At 59.3% G+C, this 20,696-nt stretch carries 18 protein-coding genes, 1 tRNA gene, 2 pseudogenes and 1 riboswitch; of the genes and pseudogenes, 14 read left to right on the top strand and 7 right to left on the bottom strand.

The features are described from left to right. Positions 1–3: 3 nt before the first annotated feature. Positions 4–1,725 carry a DNA repair protein RecN gene (gene recN / locus J2S31_RS14415; protein WP_237099861.1) on the top strand — a complete coding sequence of 574 codons (1,722 nt, stop codon included), beginning with the start codon at positions 4–6 and terminating at the stop codon, positions 1,723–1,725. Between the two features lie 165 nt (positions 1,726–1,890). On the opposite strand, the gene J2S31_RS14420 is transcribed toward recN, so the two are convergent. The 5 genes and pseudogenes from J2S31_RS14420 to thiS form a co-directional block, all read right to left on the bottom strand. After that, a complete protein-coding gene (locus J2S31_RS14420; protein WP_237099862.1) occupies positions 1,891–2,610 on the bottom strand; it encodes a tetratricopeptide repeat protein in 720 nt (239 codons plus the stop codon). A 168-nt stretch (positions 2,611–2,778) separates the two neighbouring features. Further along, entirely contained in the window at positions 2,779–4,692 is a 1,914-nt protein-coding gene (gene thiC / locus J2S31_RS14425; RefSeq protein WP_237099863.1) for a phosphomethylpyrimidine synthase ThiC, read from the bottom strand. After that, positions 4,692–5,375: a thiamine phosphate synthase gene (gene thiE, locus J2S31_RS14430; RefSeq protein WP_237099864.1), complete on the bottom strand. Its 684-nt coding sequence runs from the start codon at positions 5,373–5,375 to the stop codon at positions 4,692–4,694. The genes thiC and thiE overlap by 1 nt, the downstream gene beginning before the upstream one ends. A gap of 22 nt (positions 5,376–5,397) precedes the next feature. After that, complete coding sequence (locus tag J2S31_RS14435; RefSeq protein WP_237099865.1) at positions 5,398–6,195, bottom strand: thiazole synthase; 798 nt, start codon at positions 6,193–6,195, stop codon at positions 5,398–5,400. 28 nt (positions 6,196–6,223) lie between these two features. Beyond that, positions 6,224–6,451 (bottom strand): annotated as a pseudogene (thiS, locus tag J2S31_RS14440) (sulfur carrier protein ThiS); the annotation flags it as partial. A gap of 96 nt (positions 6,452–6,547) precedes the next feature. After that, a riboswitch (TPP riboswitch) is annotated at positions 6,548–6,651 on the bottom strand. 73 nt (positions 6,652–6,724) lie between these two features. Between thiS and J2S31_RS14445 the strand changes: the two are divergent. From J2S31_RS14445 to J2S31_RS14465, 5 genes are all read left to right on the top strand, one after another. Continuing rightward, entirely contained in the window at positions 6,725–8,617 is a 1,893-nt protein-coding gene (locus J2S31_RS14445) for an SH3 domain-containing protein (RefSeq protein ID WP_237099867.1), read from the top strand. A 28-nt stretch (positions 8,618–8,645) separates the two neighbouring features. Next, positions 8,646–9,392, top strand: a complete 747-nt coding sequence (locus J2S31_RS14450) for a phosphocholine cytidylyltransferase family protein (protein ID WP_237099868.1) — start codon at positions 8,646–8,648, stop codon at positions 9,390–9,392. 343 nt (positions 9,393–9,735) lie between these two features. After that, the gene (locus tag J2S31_RS14455) at positions 9,736–10,029 is read left to right on the top strand and encodes a hypothetical protein (RefSeq protein ID WP_237099869.1); all 294 of its coding nucleotides are present in this window, start codon (positions 9,736–9,738) and stop codon (positions 10,027–10,029) included. Positions 10,030–10,056: 27 nt separating this feature from the next. Continuing rightward, positions 10,057–10,317 (top strand): hypothetical protein, encoded by a 261-nt coding sequence (locus J2S31_RS14460; RefSeq protein WP_237099870.1) that lies wholly within the window; start codon positions 10,057–10,059, stop codon positions 10,315–10,317. A 110-nt stretch (positions 10,318–10,427) separates the two neighbouring features. Continuing rightward, entirely contained in the window at positions 10,428–11,126 is a 699-nt protein-coding gene (locus J2S31_RS14465) for an HAD-IA family hydrolase (RefSeq protein WP_237099871.1), read from the top strand. Positions 11,127–11,171: 45 nt separating this feature from the next. Here J2S31_RS14465 and J2S31_RS14470 read toward each other — a convergent pair whose 3' ends face one another. Together J2S31_RS14470 and J2S31_RS14475 are read right to left on the bottom strand one after the other, a co-directional pair. Further along, a complete protein-coding gene (locus tag J2S31_RS14470) occupies positions 11,172–11,570 on the bottom strand; it encodes a MerR family transcriptional regulator (RefSeq protein WP_237099872.1) in 399 nt (132 codons plus the stop codon). Between the two features lie 258 nt (positions 11,571–11,828). After that, on the bottom strand, positions 11,829–13,349 hold the full coding sequence (locus tag J2S31_RS14475; protein WP_237099873.1) for a DUF2029 domain-containing protein: 1,521 nt from the start codon (positions 13,347–13,349) through the stop codon (positions 11,829–11,831). Between the two features lie 604 nt (positions 13,350–13,953). Here J2S31_RS14475 and J2S31_RS14480 point away from each other — a divergent pair. From J2S31_RS14480 to J2S31_RS14515, 8 genes and pseudogenes are all read left to right on the top strand, one after another. Beyond that, positions 13,954–16,227, top strand: coding sequence for a DciA family protein (locus J2S31_RS14480; RefSeq protein WP_237099874.1), 2,274 nt, complete (start codon positions 13,954–13,956; stop codon positions 16,225–16,227). Between the two features lie 36 nt (positions 16,228–16,263). Further along, complete coding sequence (locus J2S31_RS14485) at positions 16,264–17,049, top strand: DUF4292 domain-containing protein (protein ID WP_237099875.1); 786 nt, start codon at positions 16,264–16,266, stop codon at positions 17,047–17,049. A gap of 13 nt (positions 17,050–17,062) precedes the next feature. Continuing rightward, positions 17,063–17,962, top strand: coding sequence for a 4-(cytidine 5'-diphospho)-2-C-methyl-D-erythritol kinase (gene ispE, locus J2S31_RS14490; protein WP_272908885.1), 900 nt, complete (start codon positions 17,063–17,065; stop codon positions 17,960–17,962). Between the two features lie 199 nt (positions 17,963–18,161). Beyond that, positions 18,162–18,238: transfer RNA gene (locus tag J2S31_RS14495), tRNA-Gln, on the top strand. Positions 18,239–18,269: 31 nt separating this feature from the next. Next, a complete protein-coding gene (locus tag J2S31_RS14500; RefSeq protein ID WP_237099877.1) occupies positions 18,270–19,232 on the top strand; it encodes a ribose-phosphate diphosphokinase in 963 nt (320 codons plus the stop codon). A gap of 2 nt (positions 19,233–19,234) precedes the next feature. Beyond that, positions 19,235–19,891 carry a 50S ribosomal protein L25 gene (locus tag J2S31_RS14505; RefSeq protein ID WP_237099878.1) on the top strand — a complete coding sequence of 219 codons (657 nt, stop codon included), beginning with the start codon at positions 19,235–19,237 and terminating at the stop codon, positions 19,889–19,891. Positions 19,892–19,914: 23 nt separating this feature from the next. Further along, positions 19,915–20,484, top strand: a complete 570-nt coding sequence (pth, locus tag J2S31_RS14510; protein ID WP_237099879.1) for an aminoacyl-tRNA hydrolase — start codon at positions 19,915–19,917, stop codon at positions 20,482–20,484. Then, positions 20,481–20,696: pseudogene (locus J2S31_RS14515) on the top strand (sodium-translocating pyrophosphatase); the annotation flags it as partial. The gene pth and the pseudogene J2S31_RS14515, both read left to right, overlap by 4 nt.

Consider the following 20,696-nt stretch of genomic DNA (forward strand, 5'->3'; position numbering starts at 1 on the left):
TCCATGTTGCAGGAACTGAGAATCACCAACTTCGCCATCATCGACAACCTGACGGTGACGTTCGGCCCGGGTCTCAACATCCTCACCGGCGAAACCGGCGCCGGCAAATCCATCATCATCGATGCGCTGAACCTGATCCTCGGCGGACGCGCCGACGCCGACAGCATCCGCTCCTCGGAATCCTCCGCCACGGTGGAAGCCGTGCTTGCGGTGGACGACCCGGCGACGCTCGACGCCATCCGCGAAATGGGCATCGAGGTCGAAGACAACCAGGTCCTCATCAAACGCCTCATCACGCTCGAAGGCAAAAACCGCACCTACCTCAACAACAGCCCGCTCACCGTCTCCGCTTTGGCGACCGTCGGCCAGCGGCTGGTGGACATCCACGGCCAGCACGATCACCAATCGCTCCTGCACGCGGAGCACCACGTCGGCCTGCTCGACCGCTACGGCAAACTGGGTAAAGAAAAGGCCGCGTATCAGTCTGCGTGGAGTGCGTACCGCAAGAAAGTCGAACAACTCAACCACCTGCTCAACCACCAGAGCGACCGCCTGCAACGACAGGACCTCCTGCAATTTCAGGTGAAGGAAATCGACGACGCGGCATTGAGCGTGGGCGAGGACGAAGAACTGCGCGCCGAAAAACACAAACTCAATCACGCCGAAAAACTGAGCGCCGCGCTCGACCAAGTGCTTGCCATGCTGAGCGACCAGGAGGGATCGGTGCTGGACCTGTTGGGACGCATCGACCGCGAACTGGGCCGGCTACCGGAGATCGACCCGGCGCTGGAACCGCAGTCCACGCGCGCCGGCAACGCCTTCATCGAGGCACAGGAGCTGGAGGCGGAACTGCGCGACTACGTGAAGCACATCGACTTCAGTCCGACGCGGCTGGAAGAGATCGAGGACCGGCTGGCGGAGATCAACGGCCTCAAACGCAAGTACGGCAACGACATCGCCGTCATCCTCGAGTACCGGCAAAAGATCGGCGACGAGCTGGAGTCATTGTCGCTGGGCGAGGAAGCGGTGGACGGACTGAAAAAAGAAATCGCCGAGCATCAGAAAGAAGTGGCGAAGCTCGCGGTGGACCTGGCGAAGAAACGCGAGCAGGCGGCGGACACATTGCAGAAGGCGGTGGAGAAGGAACTGAAAGACCTCAGCATGAAGCACGTGCGGTTCGGCGTGCGCTTCGACTACGAAGCCGACGCCGACGGCTTCACCACGTACAACAAAAAGACGGTGAAGGCGCATGGCGAAGGCATCGGGTCGGTGGAGTTTCTGTTCTCGCCGAACCTGGGCGAGGCGTTGAAGCCCTTGGCGCGCATCGCGTCGGGCGGCGAATTGTCGCGCGTGATGCTGGCGTTGAAATCGATTCTGAACGAGCAGGACGACATCCCCATCCTCGTGTTCGACGAAGTGGACGCGGGCATCGGCGGCAAGGTGGCGGAAAAGGTGGGGGTGAAGCTCAAGAAGATCGCCGCCACCAAGCAGGTGTTCTGCATCACCCACCTGCCGCAAATCGCGGGCATGGCCACGGCGCATTACCGCGTGCACAAAAGCGTGACAGGCAAACGCACCCGCTCGACCATCACCGAACTGTCCTACGACGAACGCGTGGAGGAGATCGCGCGCATGTCCGGCGGTGAGACCATCACCGACGCCACCCTGCAGTACGCGCGCGAGATGATCCAGCCCGCCCCACTGCGTGGGGAAGAAGCGGGCTAATGCCCGCAGACCATCGCAGTTACCATTGAGCCGCAGCCAGTTGCCTTGGACGCAGTCCGCCGGGTAGCGCCCGGGGGCACAAGAAAAATTCCTTTGTGCGCTCGACAACTATCGCCGCGACTACCGGGCAGTGGCCTGTTCGCTCCCGGCCTGGCCGGGAGTCCGCTATTTCTCGTGTTGGAGAGCCTGGATTTTCGGCTTTAGGTTTTCGACGCCGTCTTCGTCGCCGATCTCCTCGCAGAGCGCGAGCGAGCGCTGGTAGTAGTCGAGCGCTTTGGTGTTGTCGCCTTCCGTTTCCCACGCCCAGCCGAGGTTGTGGAGCAGGGCGGCGATGACTTCGTGGTTGCCTCCGCCTTGTTCGTTGTTGAAATGGAGGGATTTTTCGAACTGGTGGATGGCCTCGCCACTGCGCCCGGTTTCGGTGAGCGCGATGCCGAGGTTGCAACGCAACTGCGCCGTCTCGGCGGTCTCCTCGGCAGATTGCTTCAGGTGAAAACCGAGCGATTTGAGGTAGGAGTCGGCGGCCTGATCGTAATGCTTTTCCTCAAAGTAGGAATGCGCGACCCCTTCCCAGAAATTGCGCGCGAGGTCCTCGTTGTTCACATAGAGGTCGCGGAAATGCACGCCCTGCGTTTCTTCCAGCTCGGCGAGCGGCCTTAAGAACTCGCGGTGCTCGTCCACGTCCACGCCCAGCACCTCCTCAAAAAACTGGCGGTCTTCCGCGGAGAACTGCGGCTCCGGTTTTCCCGGTTGCAGGGGAATTTCCCACGGCGGCTGTTCGCGGTCTGGTGGCGGCTCGTATTTGCGCGAGCGGAACACGTACACCGCCGCCCCGAAGATGAGGACGCCGACAATGATGGAAAGGATGGTGTCGAGACTGGTCATGACCGGATTCCTGTGGCGTGTTGGCCCATCCTAACAAAAAAAGGCGGGTGGATGTCAGATTTTGAAGATACGGAGAGATTTGATTTTTGAAAAGGTTTGATCTCCGGCGCATTTCCAAAAACCCCCCATTCTCCGGCAAAAGAGAATGGGGGGTTTGCGGGGGTGTCGTCACATCTGGTGGTAGATTTCCGCGCCCTTCTGCTTGAAGGTCTGGGACATGTCTTCCATGCCCTTCTCCAGCGCCTTCCCTTCTTCCACACCCTGCTGGGCGGCGTAGTCGCGCACGTCCTGTGTGATCTTCATCGAGCAGAACTGCGGTCCGCACATCGAGCAGAAGTGCGCCAGCTTGTGGCCTTCCGCCGGAAGCGTTGCATCGTGGTACTTGAGCGCCGTCTCCGGATCGAGTGACAGGTTGAACTGGTCGGCCCAGCGGAACTCGAAGCGCGCCTTGCTGAGCGCATCGTCGCGCACCCTGGCTCCGGGATGCCCCTTGGCGATGTCCGCCGCGTGGGCGGAGATCTTGTAAGTGATGACGCCCTGCTTGACGTCGTCGCGGTCGGGCAGACCCAGGTGTTCCTTCGGCGTCACGTAGCACAGCATGGCGCAACCGAACCAGCCGATCATGGCGGCGCCGATGCCGCTGGTGAAATGATCGTAACCCGGCGCGATGTCGGTGGTCAGCGGCCCCAGCGTGTAGAACGGCGCTTCCTTGCACTCCTTCAACTGCTTGTCCATGTTCTCCTTGATGAGGTGCATGGGCACGTGGCCCGGTCCCTCGATCATGGTCTGCACGTCGTGCTTCCACGCGATCTCGGTCAGCTCGCCCAGCGTCTCCAGCTCGCCGAACTGCGCCGCGTCGTTGGCGTCCGCCAGCGATCCCGGCCGCAGGCCGTCGCCCAGCGAGAAGGCGACGTCGTACGCTTTCATGATCTCGCAGATGTCCTCGAAGTGCGTGTAGAGGAAGTTCTCTTTATGATGCGCCAGGCACCACTTGGCCATGATGGAGCCGCCGCGCGACACGATGCCGGTGACGCGCTTCGCCGTCCACGGCACGTAGCGCAGAAGCACGCCGGCGTGGATGGTGAAGTAATCAACGCCCTGCTCCGCCTGCTCGATCAACGTGTCGCGGAAAATCTCCCACGTCAGGTCTTCGGCCTTGCCGTTGACTTTTTCCAGCGCCTGGTAGATGGGCACGGTGCCGATGGGCACGGCGCTGTTGCGGATGATCCATTCGCGCGTCTCGTGGATGTTCTTGCCGGTGGACAGGTCCATGACCGTGTCACTGCCCCAGCGCGTCGCCCACACCATCTTCTCGACTTCTTCTTCGATGGAGCTGGCGATGGCCGAATTGCCGATGTTGGCGTTGATCTTCACCAGGAAGTTGCGGCCGATGATCATCGGCTCGATCTCCGGGTGATTGATGTTGACCGGGATGATGGCCCTGCCGCGCGCCACTTCGTCGCGCACGAACTCCGGCGTGATCTCGTTCGGGATGGCCGCGCCCCAGTGGTTGCCCTTCAGGCGGCCTTCGCGCTCGGCGTCTTCCAGCAGTTGGCGGCGTTTGGCGTTTTCGCGGATGGCGATGTATTCCATCTCCGGGGTGATGATGCCCTGCTTCGCGTAATGCATCTGGCTCACGTTGCGGCCCGGCTTGGCACGGTAAACTTTGCGTCCGGCGCGGTCGAAGCGCTCGATGTCCTGCATCTGGTCCTCGGACTTGTAACCGTTGTCCTCCGGGCGGATACTGCGGCCCTCGTAGGCTTCCACGTCGCCGCGGTCGAGAATCCATTTCTCACGCAGGGGAGCCAGGCCCTTGCGCACGTCGATGGTGACTTCCGGATCGGTGTAGGGTCCGGAGGTGTCGTAGATCAGGACCGGCGCGTTCGGCTCTTCCGTCGGCTGGCCGGGTTGCGGGTTGTGGATGGCGGTCGGCGACAACGTCACTTCCCGGAACGGCACGCGGATTTCCGGAAACAGTTTGCCGGACTCGTACACCTTTCTGCTGTTCGGGGAAATGGGATCCCGTGTGATTTTAAGTTCTTCCTTCTGGGCGGAGCCGGAAGGGCGATTGGGCATATTCATCAGGACTCTCCTTTGATGGCTTGTATGTATTTCGACGATGCGTTTTCGATATGTGTGCTGTTCCAGATCCCGCGGATGAGAGCGGCGCCGTGTGCGCCGGCCCGCATGACTTCCGGGATGCGTTCCAGGTTGATTCCTCCTAAAGCCAGAACGGGAAGGTTCACCCGCCCGGCGACTTCTTTCAACGCGTCCACTCCCTGCGGCGCGCCGTACTGCCTTTTCGACGGGGTGTCGTAGATGGGGCTGAAGGTGATGTAATCCGCCCCGTCTTCCTGCGCCTGCACGGCGCTCTCCAGCGAATGCGTGGAGACGCCGACCAGAAGCTGCGGGTACCGCGCCTTCACCTCGCCCGCCGGCAGGCCCGCTTCCGGCAGGTGCACGCCGTCGGCCTGCACCATCAGCGCCACATCCACCCGGTCGTTGATGTACAACCGCGCGCCGTAATGCGACGTCAATTGCCTCAGCGCCACCGCCAGCGAAAACAGGTCGCGAAGCGGCAGGTCTTTTTCGCGCAGTTGCAGGTCGCGCACGCCGCCTTTCAATGCGGCTTCGACCGTATCCAGATGCCGGTCGCGCGGCACGTCCTTCAGGTCCGTGATCAGCAACAATCGCAGTTGGTCTGCTTTCACTTCCGCCACGTCTTGAATGAGCCGCGTTTTCATGGATTGCGGTTGGCCGGTCATGTTGCCTCCGGGTGCAACCCGGTCACACGTCGATCAGGCCGTCCAGCGGACTGCTCGCCGTGGCGTACAGTTTTTTCGGGATGCGTCCCGCTTCGTACGCGAGGCGGCCGCACTCCACGCCGAGACGCATGGCTTTGGCCATCTTGAGCGGGTCCTTCGCCTGCGCAATGGCGGTGTTCATCAAAAGGCCGTCCACACCCAGTTCCATGGCGCGCGCCGCATCGGAGGCGGTGCCGACGCCGGCGTCGATGATGACCGGTACGTTCACCGCTTCCAGAATCAGTTTCACGTTGTAGGGATTGCGGATGCCGAGGCCGGAGCCGATGGGCGCGGCCAGCGGCATGACCGCGGCGCAACCCACATCTTCCAGCTTCTTGCACAGCACCACGTCGTCCATGCAGTAAGGCAGAACGGTGAAGCCGTCCTTCACCAGCAGTTTGCACGCCTCCAGCGTGGCTTCGTTATCCGGGAACAGGGTTTTCTCGTCGCCGATGACCTCGACCTTCACGAAGTTACCCAGTCCCGCCTCGCGCGCCAGCTGGCAGGTCATCACCGCCTCTTTCACGTTGAAGCATCCGGCGGTGTTGGGCAGAAGCTGGTATTTTTCCGGGTCGATGTAGTTGAGGATCGATTCCTTCGTCTTGTCCAGTTCGATGCGGCGCACGGCGACGGTGATCATCTCCGCGCCGGAGATTTCGAGCGCCTGCTTGTTCATCTCGAACGACGGGTACTTGCCCGTGCCGACGATGAGGCGCGAGTTGAACACCTTGTCGCCGATCTTGAGTTGGTTCGTTGCGGTTTCAGTGGCTGTGGTCGTCATAATGGTATTTTCTCAACAATGCGTTGTATTACAGGTTATCGGGTCGTGGGGTGGAATGTCCCGCGCCGCCCCCCACGGCATGAACGATTTCGATCTTGTCGCCTTCATTGAGCCGGGTGTCGGCGTAACGGGAGCGCGGGATGACTTCCAGGTTGATGGCCACGGCGATGTGCGGTGCGGTGATGTCCAGCTCCTTCAACAGTTCCTCCACGTTTCCGCTGGAATCGGTCTGCCGTTCCTCGCCGTTGATGACCAGTCGCATTTTCCGTTACCCCGTTTTTCGCTAAACTAAAAAGGAGACCAAATAAAAAAAGCCGCACCCCCGTCGAAGAGAAGGGTACAGCTTAATGACGATTCATTATGAGTGCCTTCCCTTCGCTGGAATTACCCAGATCAGGTTCAGAGGGTTGCCCTAACGAGCTCTCAGTTCTGACGAGAACACCCCCGGCAAAATTTCGTCCAGATTACTGAAAATAAAATCTAAGTCAAGAGTTATTGACCTTTCCAAAAAAAAGGTTATTCTTTTAGGATGTTCCCTTTAAATAACAAGTACATATGGGCCCTCACCGGGCTGTTGCTATTGCTGGTTGCGGCCTGCGCGCCGAAGCGCCTGACGCCGCATTACGAGACCCCGCCCCCTGACCTCCAGGTCGAGGACAACCGGTTGTATTACAAAGCGCTCGATGCGCAAAACCGGGGCCGTCTGAAAGAGGCGGAAGAATTGTGGCAGGTGTTTCTGAAACGCTATCCCAAGTCCGTTCACGGCCACAACAACCTGGGCCGCGTCTATTACCTGGAAGACAAACTGACGCAGGCCGCGCAACAGTTCGAGCAGGGACTGGCGCTGGAACCGGGCGACCCGCGCCTGCGGCAGAACCTCGCCGATGCGCTGAAGCTCCAGGCCAACCTCTTGTATGAAGACAAGCGCTTCGATGCCACCATCCAGAAGCTCGACCGCCTGCGCGAAATCTCTCCGCAGGAGGAACAGCAGGGCATCCAGATCCGCATCGAAAAGGTGGAAGACAAAATCTACGAACAGGTGCGGCGGATGGACACGCCGGAAAGCTACCGCGACTTCATCCAGAAGTACCCGGAAGGCATCAACGCCCAGCGCGCCCGCCAGCGGTTGAAGGAACTGGACGGCGGCGAGGCATCGTCGGGCCTGTCGTCACTGATCCCCGGCATGCCCGACCTGTTTGGCGCGGAATCGAAATCGAAGGAAGAACCCATCGGTTCCAAAACCACACCCGTGGCACCGAAAACGGTGACCCCACAGCCTGAGGCGAAGCCGAAGGAGATGGCTACTTTCAAGGACCCGTTTACGGAAGAGGCGGTGCCGGAGGTTCCGGTGGGTGATACGCAGAAGCCCAAAACACAGGGCGTGATGGAAGAAGCACCGGTCGCGCCGTCCGGCGATTCGTTCTTCGACACCGAAAGCTTCGGCAAGGCCGGTGTGCAGAAACCGTTGAAGGTGAAACCGGAATCGACGGAAGTGGCGAAGACGGAGCCGGAAAACGCCATTCAGAAAAAAAAGGCGAAGCCGTTCGGCTCGGAGGTTTCCGACGAGGCGCTGGATGACTTTTTAAAGAGCCTCGACGATCAGGATATTAAAGTGAAGCCTTCCACACCCAAGCCGGAAGGGGTGGAGCCGCCGGACAAGACCAGCGGGACGCCGCTGGTGCCGGAGTCCAAGGAAATCCCGGTGACGCAGTTGACCGAACCGGTGGAGATGCCGGAAAGCGTGCCGCCGCCCGGCGGCAAGGTGCCGTCTCTTCAAACCGAGGTGCAGGAGGTGCCCGAGGACCTGGAGATGATCGCCCCCTTTTCGGCGCTGGCAAAACAGGAGCCGTCGAAACAAGCCCCGGATCAGAACAAGAAGGTGCCGGTGCCGGAGCCTCCAGTTGAAGTCACGAAGAAGGAAAGCGGGCCGGGCGAGCCGCCGGTTCTCTCTTCCGTCGAGACCCAAACCAAACAGCCTCCCCAGACCGCCGCCCTCGACAAAACCAAGACCGCTCCCCCTCCGACACTGAAAAAGAAATCCGAACCGGTTAAAACCAAACCGTCCATCCCCCAAGAAAAGCTGGTGAAGGAAAAACCCGTAATAAAAACACCGTCGCCCGAAAAGCTGGCCCAAAAGGCGCCCGCGCCGTCTACCAAGCAAACCATGGTGGAAGTGGACATCGAACCCGGCACCTACCTGAACGTGCGCTCCAAACCGTCGGTGGAAAGCGGCAAGCTGATCGGCAAACTGCGCGATGGCGACACGGTGCCGCTGGTCAAGGAAACCACCCTGTGGTTCCAGGTGGAGTACCAGAAGGGCAAGCAGGGGTGGATCAGCCGCACCTACTCACACAAACTGTCCAGCATTCCGGCAGACGAGCGGATGAATTTCAATTACGCCGCCTCGCCCGTTGCATCCTGAGCGACGTCCTAGTACAATCCTGCATCTTATGCAAGCCATCATCCTGCTCGCCGGCTATGGATCGCGCCTGGCCCGCGACGACATCCCACACAAAAGCCTGTTGCCGTTTGGCGATGACACCCTGTTGTCGCGTCACCTGCGCATCCTTCAGGACCTCGGCCTGGAAAAAACGGTGCTGGTGGTCGGCCACAACCGCGACGCGGTGAAAGACTACGTTGGCGGCCTGGACCTCACCCTCCCCATCGAGTTCGTGGACAACCCGGACTATTTAACTACCGGCAACACGCTGTCCCTGATTCTGGGACTGCGCGGCCGCGAGGGCGATCTGCTGGTCATGGACGGCGACGTGCTGTATCCAAGGGAAGTGCTGGAGAAATACGTCACCAACTGCAAACCGCCGTCGTTCGCCATCGTGCCGGTGGACATCGACGATACCGAGGCCACCAAGGTGCTTCTGGATGATACCGGCTACATCCATTCCTTCGTCACCAAGCGCGACCTCACCGATGAAGAAAAAGCACGCTACAAATGTGCGGGCGAAGCGCTGGGGTTTTTCCTGCTGACGCCAGAGCTGACCCGGCGGTTGATCGCGCTCTGCGACGCGCGCCCCGACGACTTCCTTTCCACCCTGTGGGAGATCCCGTTTTCCGAGGTGGCGCCCGGCGCCCAGATCCAGCCGTTCTTCATTGTCACCGACGGGTGTATGGAAATTGATACGCAGGAAGACTACGATCAGGCGCTTTCCCAGCACCGCGAAAACCCGGAAATATATTGAAAAAAGCCATACAAGCCTGAAGTCCCATCTCCTCTGGCACAATCCCCCTTTGCAGTTATTGTTTCAAACCATGAGAAAACAACCGCACTGTTTAAATTTTTAGTCATTAACCCTTGAGTGATGTATAAAAAATTATAAATATTCTTTCTTCAAGTTGTCCGCCCTGCGATTCCCCACAAATTTGATCTCCTCATAACCAATTGAATTAATTTTTATTAAAGCATCAACCTGAAAACGCCGCCCGTTTTCCCGGTTTTTGGCACATGGCTTGCTCCTCTGTCCGCATAGCATTTCGTTCAAACCTGTTCGTTTTGGTTTTCTGTTTTTTGGAGATGTTCGAGCCATGGACATTATCGTAGAGGTCGCAAAATATTTCAGTCAGTTGAACCTGTCGTTTCCGCTGAACCAGATCGGACCGATCCTGGCGGTGGTGGGACTGCTCCTGGTATGGGGCAAGTACAAGACCGCAATGTGGACGGGGTTTCTGTCCTGGATGTACCTGGCAGTCACCACCAACAAGCTGACGCTGATCGCCATGTTGCAGTCGCCGCCGACCAGCGTGATCGTGGTGATGTTTCTCACCATGACCACCGGGTTCCTTTTGCTTTTCACTTTTGTCCACCAAGGTCAGCGCTGAACCTGAGGAATTGACGAGGCAGTGACCATGTGGCCGACGCATTGTGAAGTGACCATCGAAGGAACCATAATCATGCTGGGGGTTGTGTCCATCCTCTGGCTGTTTGGCCGGCTGTACCTGGGACTCGCAGTCCTCTACTTCTTCATCATGTTCTGGTTCTACACGCTGAACCAGGCTCCCTTGATCGACTTCTTCGGCAAAAACGCCCTGGGCTGGTATGCGGGATTTTCCGCCTTCCTGTTCGGCGTAATTGCCACCATCAAGAATCTGTTTCCTGACCGGCACTGAACGCAACCTCCTCCTTGCATTTGGTGTTATACTTGCCTTGGCGGCAAGCGGGCGCGCACCCCTTGGGTGCGCGCCTTTTTTTTCGGCGGGTTATGAGGGAGCAGGCGGAGATGATTCAGGATTTCAAGGCGGTATTTTTTGATGTCGGTGGCACGCTGTTGCGCGTCCATCCTTCAGTGGGCGACGTGTACGCCAGGCACGCCCGGCCTTACGGATTCGACGGCGAGCCGGACGCGCTCAACCAGGCCTTCCGCTCGCACTGGAAAAGCATGGGCGGCATGGAGTCACTGGGCACCGCCAAGGGGCCGGAAGTGGAACGCGGTTTCTGGAAGGAGCTGGTGCGACGCGTGTTCGAGCCTTACGGACTGCAACGCTTCGACGCCTACTTCGACGAGATCTACGACGTGTTCCGCAGTGACGCCTGCTGGCGGGTGTTCGAGGACGTCACCGAGTCCGGCCTGCTGGACCGCTTGCAAGCCCGTGGCGTGGTGCTGGGAGTGATTTCCAACTGGGACTCACGCCTGCCGGAGATCATCGACAACACCGGGCTGGGCAAGTATTTCCAGTTCGTGCTGGCTTCCACCGTGGTCGGCTCGGCGAAACCCGACATCGGCATCTTCCAGGAAGCGCTGAGGTTGAGCGGCGTGCAACCGCACGAAGCCTGCCACATCGGCGACGAGGTGGGCACCGACGTCACCGGCGCGCAGAACGCCGGCGTGCACCCCATCCTGATCGACCGCACCAATCGCTTTCCCGACACCCAACCCCGCATCCAATCCTTCCACGAACTGGTGCTGGAAAACGTCTGACCTTTGCTGACGGGATACGCCCGCATTGCATCCCAGCGCCACCGATTAATTTTGCAGGCTGTCGAGAATGGGGCAGGCGGGGGCGGTGCGGCCGGTGCACTGGCTCACCAGCTCCTTCAGCACTTTTTCCATCGCTTTCAAATCGCGGATGCGCGACCGGATGTCCTCCAGGTGCGCCTCCGCCAGCGTCTGCACCTTATCGCAGGATTTCTGACGGCCTTCGGAAAGCGTCAACAGCCGGCGTACGTTGTCGAGTGAAAAGCCCAATGCCCGCGCCCGGCGGATGAACTGCAACCGCCGCGCGTGCGCCTCGGTGTAAATGCGATGCCCGCCCTCGGTGCGGCGCGGTTTGGGAAGCATGCCGACCTTTTCGTAATAGCGGATCGTCTCGATGCCACAGTCCGTCTGTCTGGAAAGCCCGCCAATGGTCATTGGGTCCGCCATGACTACCTCGAAAAAAATTTGAAAATCCTCTTGAACCTGTAGTTACTACAGGTTCTAGGCTAACTCCAAAGCAGGGAAAGGGAAACGCCGTATTTTTGCAGGAGCCCTTTATGAGCGAAATCGGCCAACCGCTTAAAAACTGACCCCCATGCGGGGCGGTCATGCCGTCTGGGTTTCCGCCGACTGGGGAAGACAATTCCCTCCCCCGTTCTCTCCTTTCGGCGGAACACCCCCTTCGGGGACAAGCCGGATCAGTGTTCATCCGTGTGCGTCGGTGGTCAACACGTTTTGTTTTCTGCGCCACCATTCATAGGCGAAGGCGAGGTAGAAGGGGGTGAACTCGATCCACACCACCCACGGGATGAGGTGCTTCATGTCCTGGTACTCGAAATAGAAATCGAGGTAGTACAGGCCGACGAGTCCCGTAAGCAGTAGCCACGACCGCCACGGAAAGAAACACAGATACGGCACCACCCACATCAGGTACCACGGGTTCTGCACCGGGCTCAGCAGAAAGACCAGCCCCATGATGATCAACTGATCGCTGAGGCAGGCGCGGTCGGCGTCCCCCCCAATCCGCGCCTTGCGGAAGAACAGATACGCCAGCACGGCGAGCACGATGACGAGCACGGTGATCTTGGCCAGCAGGGACGGCAGGTCGTAGGAGAAGCCAACAGGCAACTCCGACGACAACCCCAGAAGCGATCCGTAAAACCACAGCACCAAGGCGAACAGGCTGTCGTTGTTCTGCCAGTAGGTGGTGAAGGTCTCCAGTCCTTCAAACGCGTCGCGCCCGATGTTCACGAACGGAAGGTAGCCCACCGCCACCACCCCCACGAACAAAGCCGCGCCCGCGGCGCACGCCTTCCACGGCGAGGTTCCTCGTTCGGTCAAACTCTGCAACTGCCGCTTGAGGTAGAGCGGCAGGAGGATCGCCGGGTACAGCTTGCCCAATACGCTGAGCGCAAGAAAGAAGTACGCCACGTAATACCGCGCGCGCACGAGGAAATAGATTGCGCCCGTCAAAAATGCGATGCCGATGATGTCGAGGTGCGTCGAGTTGAACGTCTCTTTGATGACCAGCGGGCACCAGTAATAAACGAGGCACCAGTTCGGATTCATCCCCAGCGCGCGGAGTGTGAGGGCGATGAAGGCGACCGCCATCAGGTCGAACACGAAAAACGCGAGGCGCATCATGGCAATGCTGTCGGGTTTCAGCGTGTGCACCAGGCGGAACACGTACTGCGCCATCGGCGGATAGATGGTGGGCACGCCGGGGTGGTTGATGCGCTCCATGTACACCAGGCTTTTGTCCGACTGCCACTTCAACTGATACAACCGGGTCAGCTCGCGGATTTGGTCCGGCGAATACGTCGCCTCGAAGCTGGCGGGATCGCGGATCATGAACTCCTTGAGCCGGCTCACTTCATTCGGCGAGTACTTGTACGGGTTGACGCCGTGGGCGAACACCTTGCCGTCCCACAGATAGCGGTAGATGTCGTCTTCCTGAATCTGGTCGGCGGGCAGGATGGCGCCGCGGAACAGCAGGCCCAGTATGAGAATCAGCCACAACGTGTTCCAGTCGTAGCGCGACTTCAGGATTTTGAGCGCCGCCCACGCGTAGAGGCCGAACAGCGCGGCGTAGAGCGCGAGGTAGGCGAGGATCGGCCGCTCGGCGTAGCCTTCGCCCCAGTTGAACGCAAGCGACAGCCGCCACAGGGCGAGGTACAGCAGGACGGAGGCGATGCCGGTGATGAGGAGGACGGTGCGGGTGCGCATGACGTCTTTCAGTAAACCACAATTGCGTGCGGATCGGCACCGGTCTTTTGCGGCGGACGGCAAACCGGTTTCCCCTCCTTGAGAAGGAGAGGTTTGCAAATAGAAATCAGGAAAGGTCATAAATCCCCCTCATCCTAACCTTCTCCCGCAAGGGGAGAAGGAATTCTTAAAACCCCCTCTCCCTTGACGGGAGAGGGCTGGGGTGAGGGTGGCTTCCTTTGACTTTCAATGATTTTTGCAAAGCCCACTTTATTACATGGTTGCCTTTCGCTTTTGCTACTCACTCCATGATACTAAAGTAGGCTCATGGGTCCGGGATGCGTCCCGGATGTAGGGCATGCCCCGAGGTTCGTACAGGGTGGACCGCGGTTCCCATACCCTGCGGCGGACGACGTGGGTTGATCGCGGCAACCCATAGTCTGCGCCGGGAAGTGAGGCCCTTCCCTGTACCTCTTCCTCTGCTTCGCCGTTCGGAAACCCGCCGCATTGCAAGTCCTTGCAGTGAAGACCTCGCGCTCACGCCATCTCCTGTTACAATAAATGGTTTGAAAAGGGTTCCGCTCCCTATAAAATGGTGGGATAGATGGATTCAGGAGTGTTGACCATGAAAGACGGGTCCGGCCGCACACACCGTTGGGCGTCCATTCGTAACATTCTGCCCGACGTATTGACCGCCATCCCGGAACAAGGCGATGAAGACATGACCGAGCGCATCGGTTTCGTCTGGGAGGTTCTGGTCGGCGAGAAGCTCGCCTGCCACACGCGCATCATCCGCGTCACGGAAAAGACCCTGTTCGTGCAGGTGGACGGTCCCGAATGGCTGGCTCCGCTGAAGGCGCTGGACACACGGATCCTGGAAGGGTTGAACCGGTCGCTTCGGACCTCCCGCTTCACCCGCATTCATTACGACATCCGGCCGGAAACCCAGCCGTCGTCCTCTAAAAGGAAACCCAAACGTATGCGAAACACCCCATTGCCGAACGCCAACCCCACTCTGCCCGTGGGTGCGGATTCACTGGACCGCATTCAGGATCCGGCGCTCAAGGAAACCCTCACCCGGCTGGCGCACAAGTTCCGCTTCGTGGCGCTGGCGCTCATTGCCGTGACCGGGTTGTCCAACTGCGCGACGATCGGCGACACCATGCCCGGTTTCGATACCGAAATCCAGGAAGGCGCGCCGGACTTCGAGAACAGCTACGCCGTCCGCCACATCAGCAAGCTCAACGAACAGAATCCCGGCCGCTTTCGTGACCCGCGCGCGTACTACCATTTCATGATGGACCTCAAGTACGAGCGGGAAGGCGATTTTGACCGCGCCGCCGAGCACTATTCCAAAGTGGTGGAACTGGAGACGGAACATGAACCGTTTCTCACGCACCTGATGGTGCTCTACCAGCGCATCGGCAAACTGGAAGAGGCCCTGCAGGTGGGCCAGCGCGGCCTGCGCAAATTTCCGGATAACACCCGCATGCACACCATCGTGGGCGACATCCTGGCCAGCCGCGGACGTTATGAGGACGCGCTCACCCATTACAAAAAAGTGTCGGAACTCGATCCCAAAAGCCCGCGCGCGTTTCTCATGGCCGGCGTTGCGCTGCGCCAGTTGAAGCAGTTTGACGAGGCGCGCGACTGGTTCCACAAGGTGTCGGTGATCGACCCCGCCAACACGCTGGGATTCTATTATTACGGCCGCACGCTTTTGGACACGCGGGATCCCGCGGGCGCGGAGGACAAGCTGAAGAAATCGGTATCGCTCCGCCCCAGCATGATCGAGGCACGGCAGGCCCTGGCGCTGGCATTGGAACAGCAGGAAAAATACCAGGAAGCCATCACCCAGTACCGCATCCTGAAAAAACTCGACCCGTCCAACTTGCAGGTGGCGGACCGCTATGATGCGCTCAACGAGGTGTGGGACCCGGTTACCGAAAAGCTGTCGGGAAACGTGACGCTGCCCGAAATGGCGCTGGACGAACCGGACATCCACCGCATGATCGGCGCCATCTTTTACCAGCAGGTGATGTACCTGGAAGCGGTCGATGAATTCCGTCTGGTGCTGGCAAAGAGCGAGGACAGGGAAGTGCGCTTCACCATCGCCCGCATTTACGAAGTGCTGGGCCGCCCGGACAAGGCCATCCAGGAAATCGAGGCCTACCGCCGCTATTCCGGCGAGCCGGATTCGGTGGAGGTCCTGCTCAAACTCGCGCGCCTCTATGGACTCAATGAAAACATGCCGCAGTCGGTGAACCTGCTCGACCGCGCGGTGGAGCTGGACCCGCACAACCACCGCCTGTTCCACGCCCTGACGCTCGCTTACATGTCGCTCAACCGCAACAAGGAAGCGTTGAAGGCGATCGATCACGCCATCGCGCTCAACAAATCGCACGACGCCTACTACTTCGAAAAGGGCGCACTGCTCGAGCGCATGGGCCGCTACGAGGATGCCATCGCCAACATGACCAAGGCTCTCGAGATCAATCCGAACCATTCCAACGCGCACAACTTCATCGGCTACATGTACGCCTCGCGCAACATCAAGCTCGACCGCGCACTGTACCACCTGGAGCAGGCACTCAGCATTCAGCCGAGAAACGGCTATTTTCTCGACAGCCTGGGCTGGATCTATTACAAGAAAGGCGAACCGGAAAAAGCCCTCGCCCACATCAAGAAGGCGCTCATCTACACCGAGCCCGATCCGGTGTTGTATGACCATTTGGGCGATATCCACTTTTCGCTCAAGAACATCGGCGAAGCCCGCAAGGCCTGGAAGACCAGCCTCGTGCTCACCCGGCAGAAGAGCAGTTCCGGCGGCGAGATGCCGGATCTCAATCTGCTCCAGGAGAAAATCCGCAAAGCGGACGAGTTGTTGGAGGGGCGCTGACCACGTGTCCTGTGACAGCGCATTCCGGTCCACCGCATGAAAGCATTCCATCCCGTTCGCAGTTGGCTGGCTGGCTGTGCCCTTCTGACTTTGGCCGCCTGCCAGACCACACCCCCCGCGCCCGAGCCGCCTCCGGTCAAAACGGTTTCCGATGAAGCCATCCTCAAGGCGCTCGACCGTCACCACAACAGCGTGCACAGCGTCCGCTCCTTCGTCACCACACGCATCCGCACACGCCTGGTGGACCACGTCCTCCGCCAGACGGTGGTGGCGCGCAACGACCAGTCGATCCGCCTCGACACGCTGAGCAACTTCGGCCAGCCCTTGGGTGTATTCATCTTTCATCCCGGCCGTATTCAGATCTACGACCCGCAGAAAAATATCGTGCACACCGGCGCCGAAGCGTGGTACATGATGTCGGACCTGTTCGGCGCGTCGTTCGATTTTGCCGAGTTCATCAGCGTGTTTTTGGGCAAGGTGCCGCGCTACGACCGGCTGAAGGTGGAGCGCATCACCGCCCGCGCGGGCAACCTCTACGTGCTCGACGCCTTCGACCCCGTCCGCAAAGAACGCACCGAGATCGAGATCGATGCCGGCACCCTGCATCCCGTGGCCATGACGCGCTACAAAAATGGCGACAAACTGTATTCCGTGGCGTGGGCGGAGGCGAAATGGATCGGGGCCGTGTACTTTCCACACCGGGTCACCGTCCAGCGCCATCATGAGAACGATGAAGTGATATTGAACTACCGCAACCCACAGGTGAACCCGGCCATTGCCGACGATGTGTTCGAACTGTTTCCAAACCGCACCGCCCCCTGATCTTTAGAACCCCATGAAACTGGCATTCCGCACCCCCGCAAAAATCAACCTGGGCTTGTTCGTGCTGGGCAAGCGCGACGACGGCTTTCATGAACTCGAAACCCTGTTCCAGATGGTCAGCCTGTACGACGAGATCGAGCTGGAATCGCGGGAGCAAGACATCGCACTCGAATGCGACGCGCCTGGTATTCCCACAGATGGCACCAACCTGGCGGTGCGGGCGGCAGAGATGCTGAGGGAGTCGGTCCCGGCGGCGGCCGGGCGCGGGTGCCGTATCCGATTGAAAAAACATATCCCCGCCGGAGCCGGGCTGGGCGGCGGCAGTGGCAACGCCGCTTACGTCTTATGGGGACTCAACCGGCTGTGGGACCTCAAACTGGAGCGGTCCGCGCTTCATGAATTTGCCGCCCGTTTGGGCTCAGATATTCCTTTTTTCCTGTCCGCGCCGCAGGCCGTCGGGCGCGGCCGGGGGGAGTTGCTGGAGCCTCTGGAACCTTCTGAAAAAATGCACCTTGTTATTATTTTCCCACGGCTCGTCGTGCCCACCGGAGAGGTCTATCGCGGCCTGAATTTAGAATTGACAACCCCCCCGAAAACGATTAGTATTTTGCAAAAATTTTTTTCTCGATCGGATGTCGCCGGTCTGGCCGCCCATCTCCACAACGACTTGGAACCTTATGTTTTACAAAGGTTTCCTGTCGTCAAGCAGGCCCGGGACGCGTTGAGTGCGCTCGATGCGGAGGGGGTGCTCCTGTCCGGCAGCGGTTCCGCCGTGTTCGGTATTTTTTCCAGCCGGGAGCAGGCCGAGCAGGCTTTCACCCGTCTTCAGGCAACCGATTGGGACGTCTTTGTGGCCGAGACGGTTTCCCGGTTCGCGGAGTTCCTGCCTGAAGAGATGCTCGATTATCCCTGACAGGCCGGGGGCCGAACGCCAACCCGCGGGAAACCCCAATCGAACCCGGGCTCTTTTTCTCCTGCCCATATTGTCATTATTCAAAATTCACCGGACAACCCAGGCAAATACGGGAGCCGGACTGTTGCGGCTGGGTACACACAGCTCTTGCGTGAGGGAAAAGGAGCGCGGAAACCGGATTTCAGGTTGAACGAATTATTGGGGCGTCGTCAAGCGGTCTAAGACACAGGATTTTGGATCCTGCATTCGGAGGTTCGAATCCTCCCGCCCCAGCCACCACTGTTTCAAGGACAGGACCGATACAGGCATGAGCGATAATGGAAGGGTGCTGGTATTTTCCGGCCGGGCCAACCCCGATCTGGCCCATGAGATCTGCCAGTACATGAACATCGAGCTGGGCAAGACGGTGATCAAGGACTTCTCGGATGGGGAGGTGTACGTCCGCATCGAAGAGAATGTTCGCGGTGGCGACGTGTTTGTCATCCAGCCCACCTGCGCCCCGGGCAACACCAACCTGATGGAGTTGCTCATCATGATCGATGCGCTCAACCGGTCGTCGGCGAAACGCATCACCGCCGTCATTCCCTACTACGGCTACGCCCGCCAGGATCGCAAATGCGAGCCGCGGGTGCCCATCACCTCCAAGCTGGTCGCCGACCTGGTGCACACCGCCGGGTGCGACCGGGTGTTGACCATCGACCTCCATGCCGGGCAGATCCAGGGATTTTTCAACATTCCCGTCGATCATTTATTTGCAGTCAATGTCCTGATCAGTTACATTAAAAGCCTTAAATTGCCCAATATTGTCGTGATTTCCCCGGATGCGGGCGGTGTGGAACGGGCGCGGGCGTACGCCAAGCGCCTCGGCTGTTCGCTGGCCATCATCGACAAGCGCCGGGATGGAATCAATGTCGCCAAAGCCATGCACATCATCGGTGATGTGCGCGGCAAGGTCTGCATCATCGTGGACGACATGATCGACACCGCGGGCACGCTGATGGAGGCAACCAACGCATTACTGGAGGCGGGCGCGGCGGAAGTGCACGCGTGTTGCACCCACGCCGTCCTTTCCGGGCCGGCCGGGAACCGGATCCGCGAGTCGCCCATCAAGTCCATCATTGCTACCAACACCATCCCGCTGCGGGATGATTTGAAATCGATCGACAAGATCAAGATTCTGTCCGTTGCCTCCCTTCTGGGCGAGGCCATTTTGCGGATTCACAGTGAGTCATCGATCAGCTCGCTGTTCGATGCGGAGGATAATTTGTAGTCATGTCAAAAGAACTGAAGGGCACCATCAGGGAACAGCGCGGCACGGCCGCCAATCGCCGTTTGCGGGCGGAGGGGCTTTTGCCCGGCATCATTTACGGTCAAAGCGACCCGGTCTCCGTTACGGTCAACCACAAGGAACTGCGCAAGCTCATCGAGGCTTACGGCATCAACACCCTCATCAACTTGTCGTTGGAGTCCGACTCCGTGCCGAAACGCACGGTGATCGTGAAGGACCACCAGTCGCACCCCATCCGCGAGGGCTGGGAGCACGTGGACTTCTATGAAGTGGACATGACGGAAAAAATCAAAACCGTCGTGCCCATTCTGCTCGACGGCAAGTCGCCCGCGGAAAAGCTGGGCGGCATCGTTCAGCAGTCGCTGGACGAGTTGCACATCCGTTGCCTCCCGGCCGACATCCCGCACGACATCAAGGTGGACATGACCAAAGTGGAAATGGACCAGGTCGTGCACGTGTCCGATCTGGTACTGCCGGCAGGGATTGAGGTGATCGACGATCCGGAAGAAGCCGTGGTCTCCATCCACGAGGTCAAGGAAGAGGTTGAGGCTCCGGAAGGCGAGGAAGCCCTGGAGGGTGAAGAAGCCGGAGCAGGTGAAAAAGCCGCCGCAACTAAAGAGGGCGGAAAATCCGACTCGTGACTTCGTCACATTCTTGAGACGTTGTGTATCTGATTCTTGGGTTGGGCAACCCCGGGCCGCAGTATGAACTGACGCGGCACAATGTGGGGTTCATGGTGGTGGACAATCTTGCGGAGAAGCACCGCATTCCACTGAACCAGCACAAACACCGCTCCCTGTACGGCCAGGGGGAGATCGAGGGGCATCGGGTGGTCATCGCCAAACCCATGACCTACATGAACGAAAGCGGCCGTGCCGCGCAGGCGCTCCTCAACGCCTGGAACATCCCCCCGGAACGCATGGTCGTGGTTCACGACGACATCGACCTGGTGCTGGGCAAGATCAAGCGCAAGTTTCAGGGCGGCGATGCCGGGCAAAAAGGCGTTCTGTCCTGCATCGAACGATTGGGCACCGACCGCTTCGCCCGCATCCGGCTGGGCATCGGGCGGCCCGAGAACAAACATCAAATCGTGGATTACGTCCTCTCTCCATTTTCTGAGGGGGAAATGGAGCCGCTCAGCGATATGGTTGAAACTGCGGTAGAGAGAGTGGAAGCGATTCTCACGGAAATCGAAACGCAAGCCAATCAAACGACGGAGGAAAATACGGAATGATTCAGGAATATAAAGGGGAGGTTATTTTTGTCGGCCTGTCCCTTCTGCTCTATATCGTGTTCGCGGCGTTTGATGCGTCGTACAATTTTGCTTACCTCGGATTTGTGTTCGGCATCTTCGGACTGTGGGTCGCGCTCCGCACCTACGAATACGTGGACGACCAGCCGGAAGGCAACGACAAGATGGTCGAAATCGCCGAATCGATCCACGAG

The sequence above is a fragment of the Nitrospina gracilis Nb-211 genome, from assembly GCF_021845525.1.
Lineage (GTDB): Bacteria > Nitrospinota > Nitrospinia > Nitrospinales > Nitrospinaceae > Nitrospina > Nitrospina gracilis_A.

Coding starts and splice junctions, on each gene's coding strand:
- recN (WP_237099861.1), top strand. CDS start 4: ATGTTGCAGGAACTGAGAATCACCAACTTCGCCATCATCGACAACCTG.
- J2S31_RS14420 (WP_237099862.1), bottom strand. CDS start 2,610: ATGACCAGTCTCGACACCATCCTTTCCATCATTGTCGGCGTCCTCATC.
- thiC (WP_237099863.1), bottom strand. CDS start 4,692: ATGAATATGCCCAATCGCCCTTCCGGCTCCGCCCAGAAGGAAGAACTT.
- thiE (WP_237099864.1), bottom strand. CDS start 5,375: ATGACCGGCCAACCGCAATCCATGAAAACGCGGCTCATTCAAGACGTG.
- J2S31_RS14435 (WP_237099865.1), bottom strand. CDS start 6,195: ATGACGACCACAGCCACTGAAACCGCAACGAACCAACTCAAGATCGGC.
- J2S31_RS14445 (WP_237099867.1), top strand. CDS start 6,725: ATGTTCCCTTTAAATAACAAGTACATATGGGCCCTCACCGGGCTGTTG.
- J2S31_RS14450 (WP_237099868.1), top strand. CDS start 8,646: ATGCAAGCCATCATCCTGCTCGCCGGCTATGGATCGCGCCTGGCCCGC.
- J2S31_RS14455 (WP_237099869.1), top strand. CDS start 9,736: ATGGACATTATCGTAGAGGTCGCAAAATATTTCAGTCAGTTGAACCTG.
- J2S31_RS14460 (WP_237099870.1), top strand. CDS start 10,057: ATGTGGCCGACGCATTGTGAAGTGACCATCGAAGGAACCATAATCATG.
- J2S31_RS14465 (WP_237099871.1), top strand. CDS start 10,428: ATGATTCAGGATTTCAAGGCGGTATTTTTTGATGTCGGTGGCACGCTG.
- J2S31_RS14470 (WP_237099872.1), bottom strand. CDS start 11,570: ATGGCGGACCCAATGACCATTGGCGGGCTTTCCAGACAGACGGACTGT.
- J2S31_RS14475 (WP_237099873.1), bottom strand. CDS start 13,349: ATGCGCACCCGCACCGTCCTCCTCATCACCGGCATCGCCTCCGTCCTG.
- J2S31_RS14480 (WP_237099874.1), top strand. CDS start 13,954: ATGAAAGACGGGTCCGGCCGCACACACCGTTGGGCGTCCATTCGTAAC.
- J2S31_RS14485 (WP_237099875.1), top strand. CDS start 16,264: ATGAAAGCATTCCATCCCGTTCGCAGTTGGCTGGCTGGCTGTGCCCTT.
- ispE (WP_272908885.1), top strand. CDS start 17,063: ATGAAACTGGCATTCCGCACCCCCGCAAAAATCAACCTGGGCTTGTTC.
- J2S31_RS14500 (WP_237099877.1), top strand. CDS start 18,270: ATGAGCGATAATGGAAGGGTGCTGGTATTTTCCGGCCGGGCCAACCCC.
- J2S31_RS14505 (WP_237099878.1), top strand. CDS start 19,235: ATGTCAAAAGAACTGAAGGGCACCATCAGGGAACAGCGCGGCACGGCC.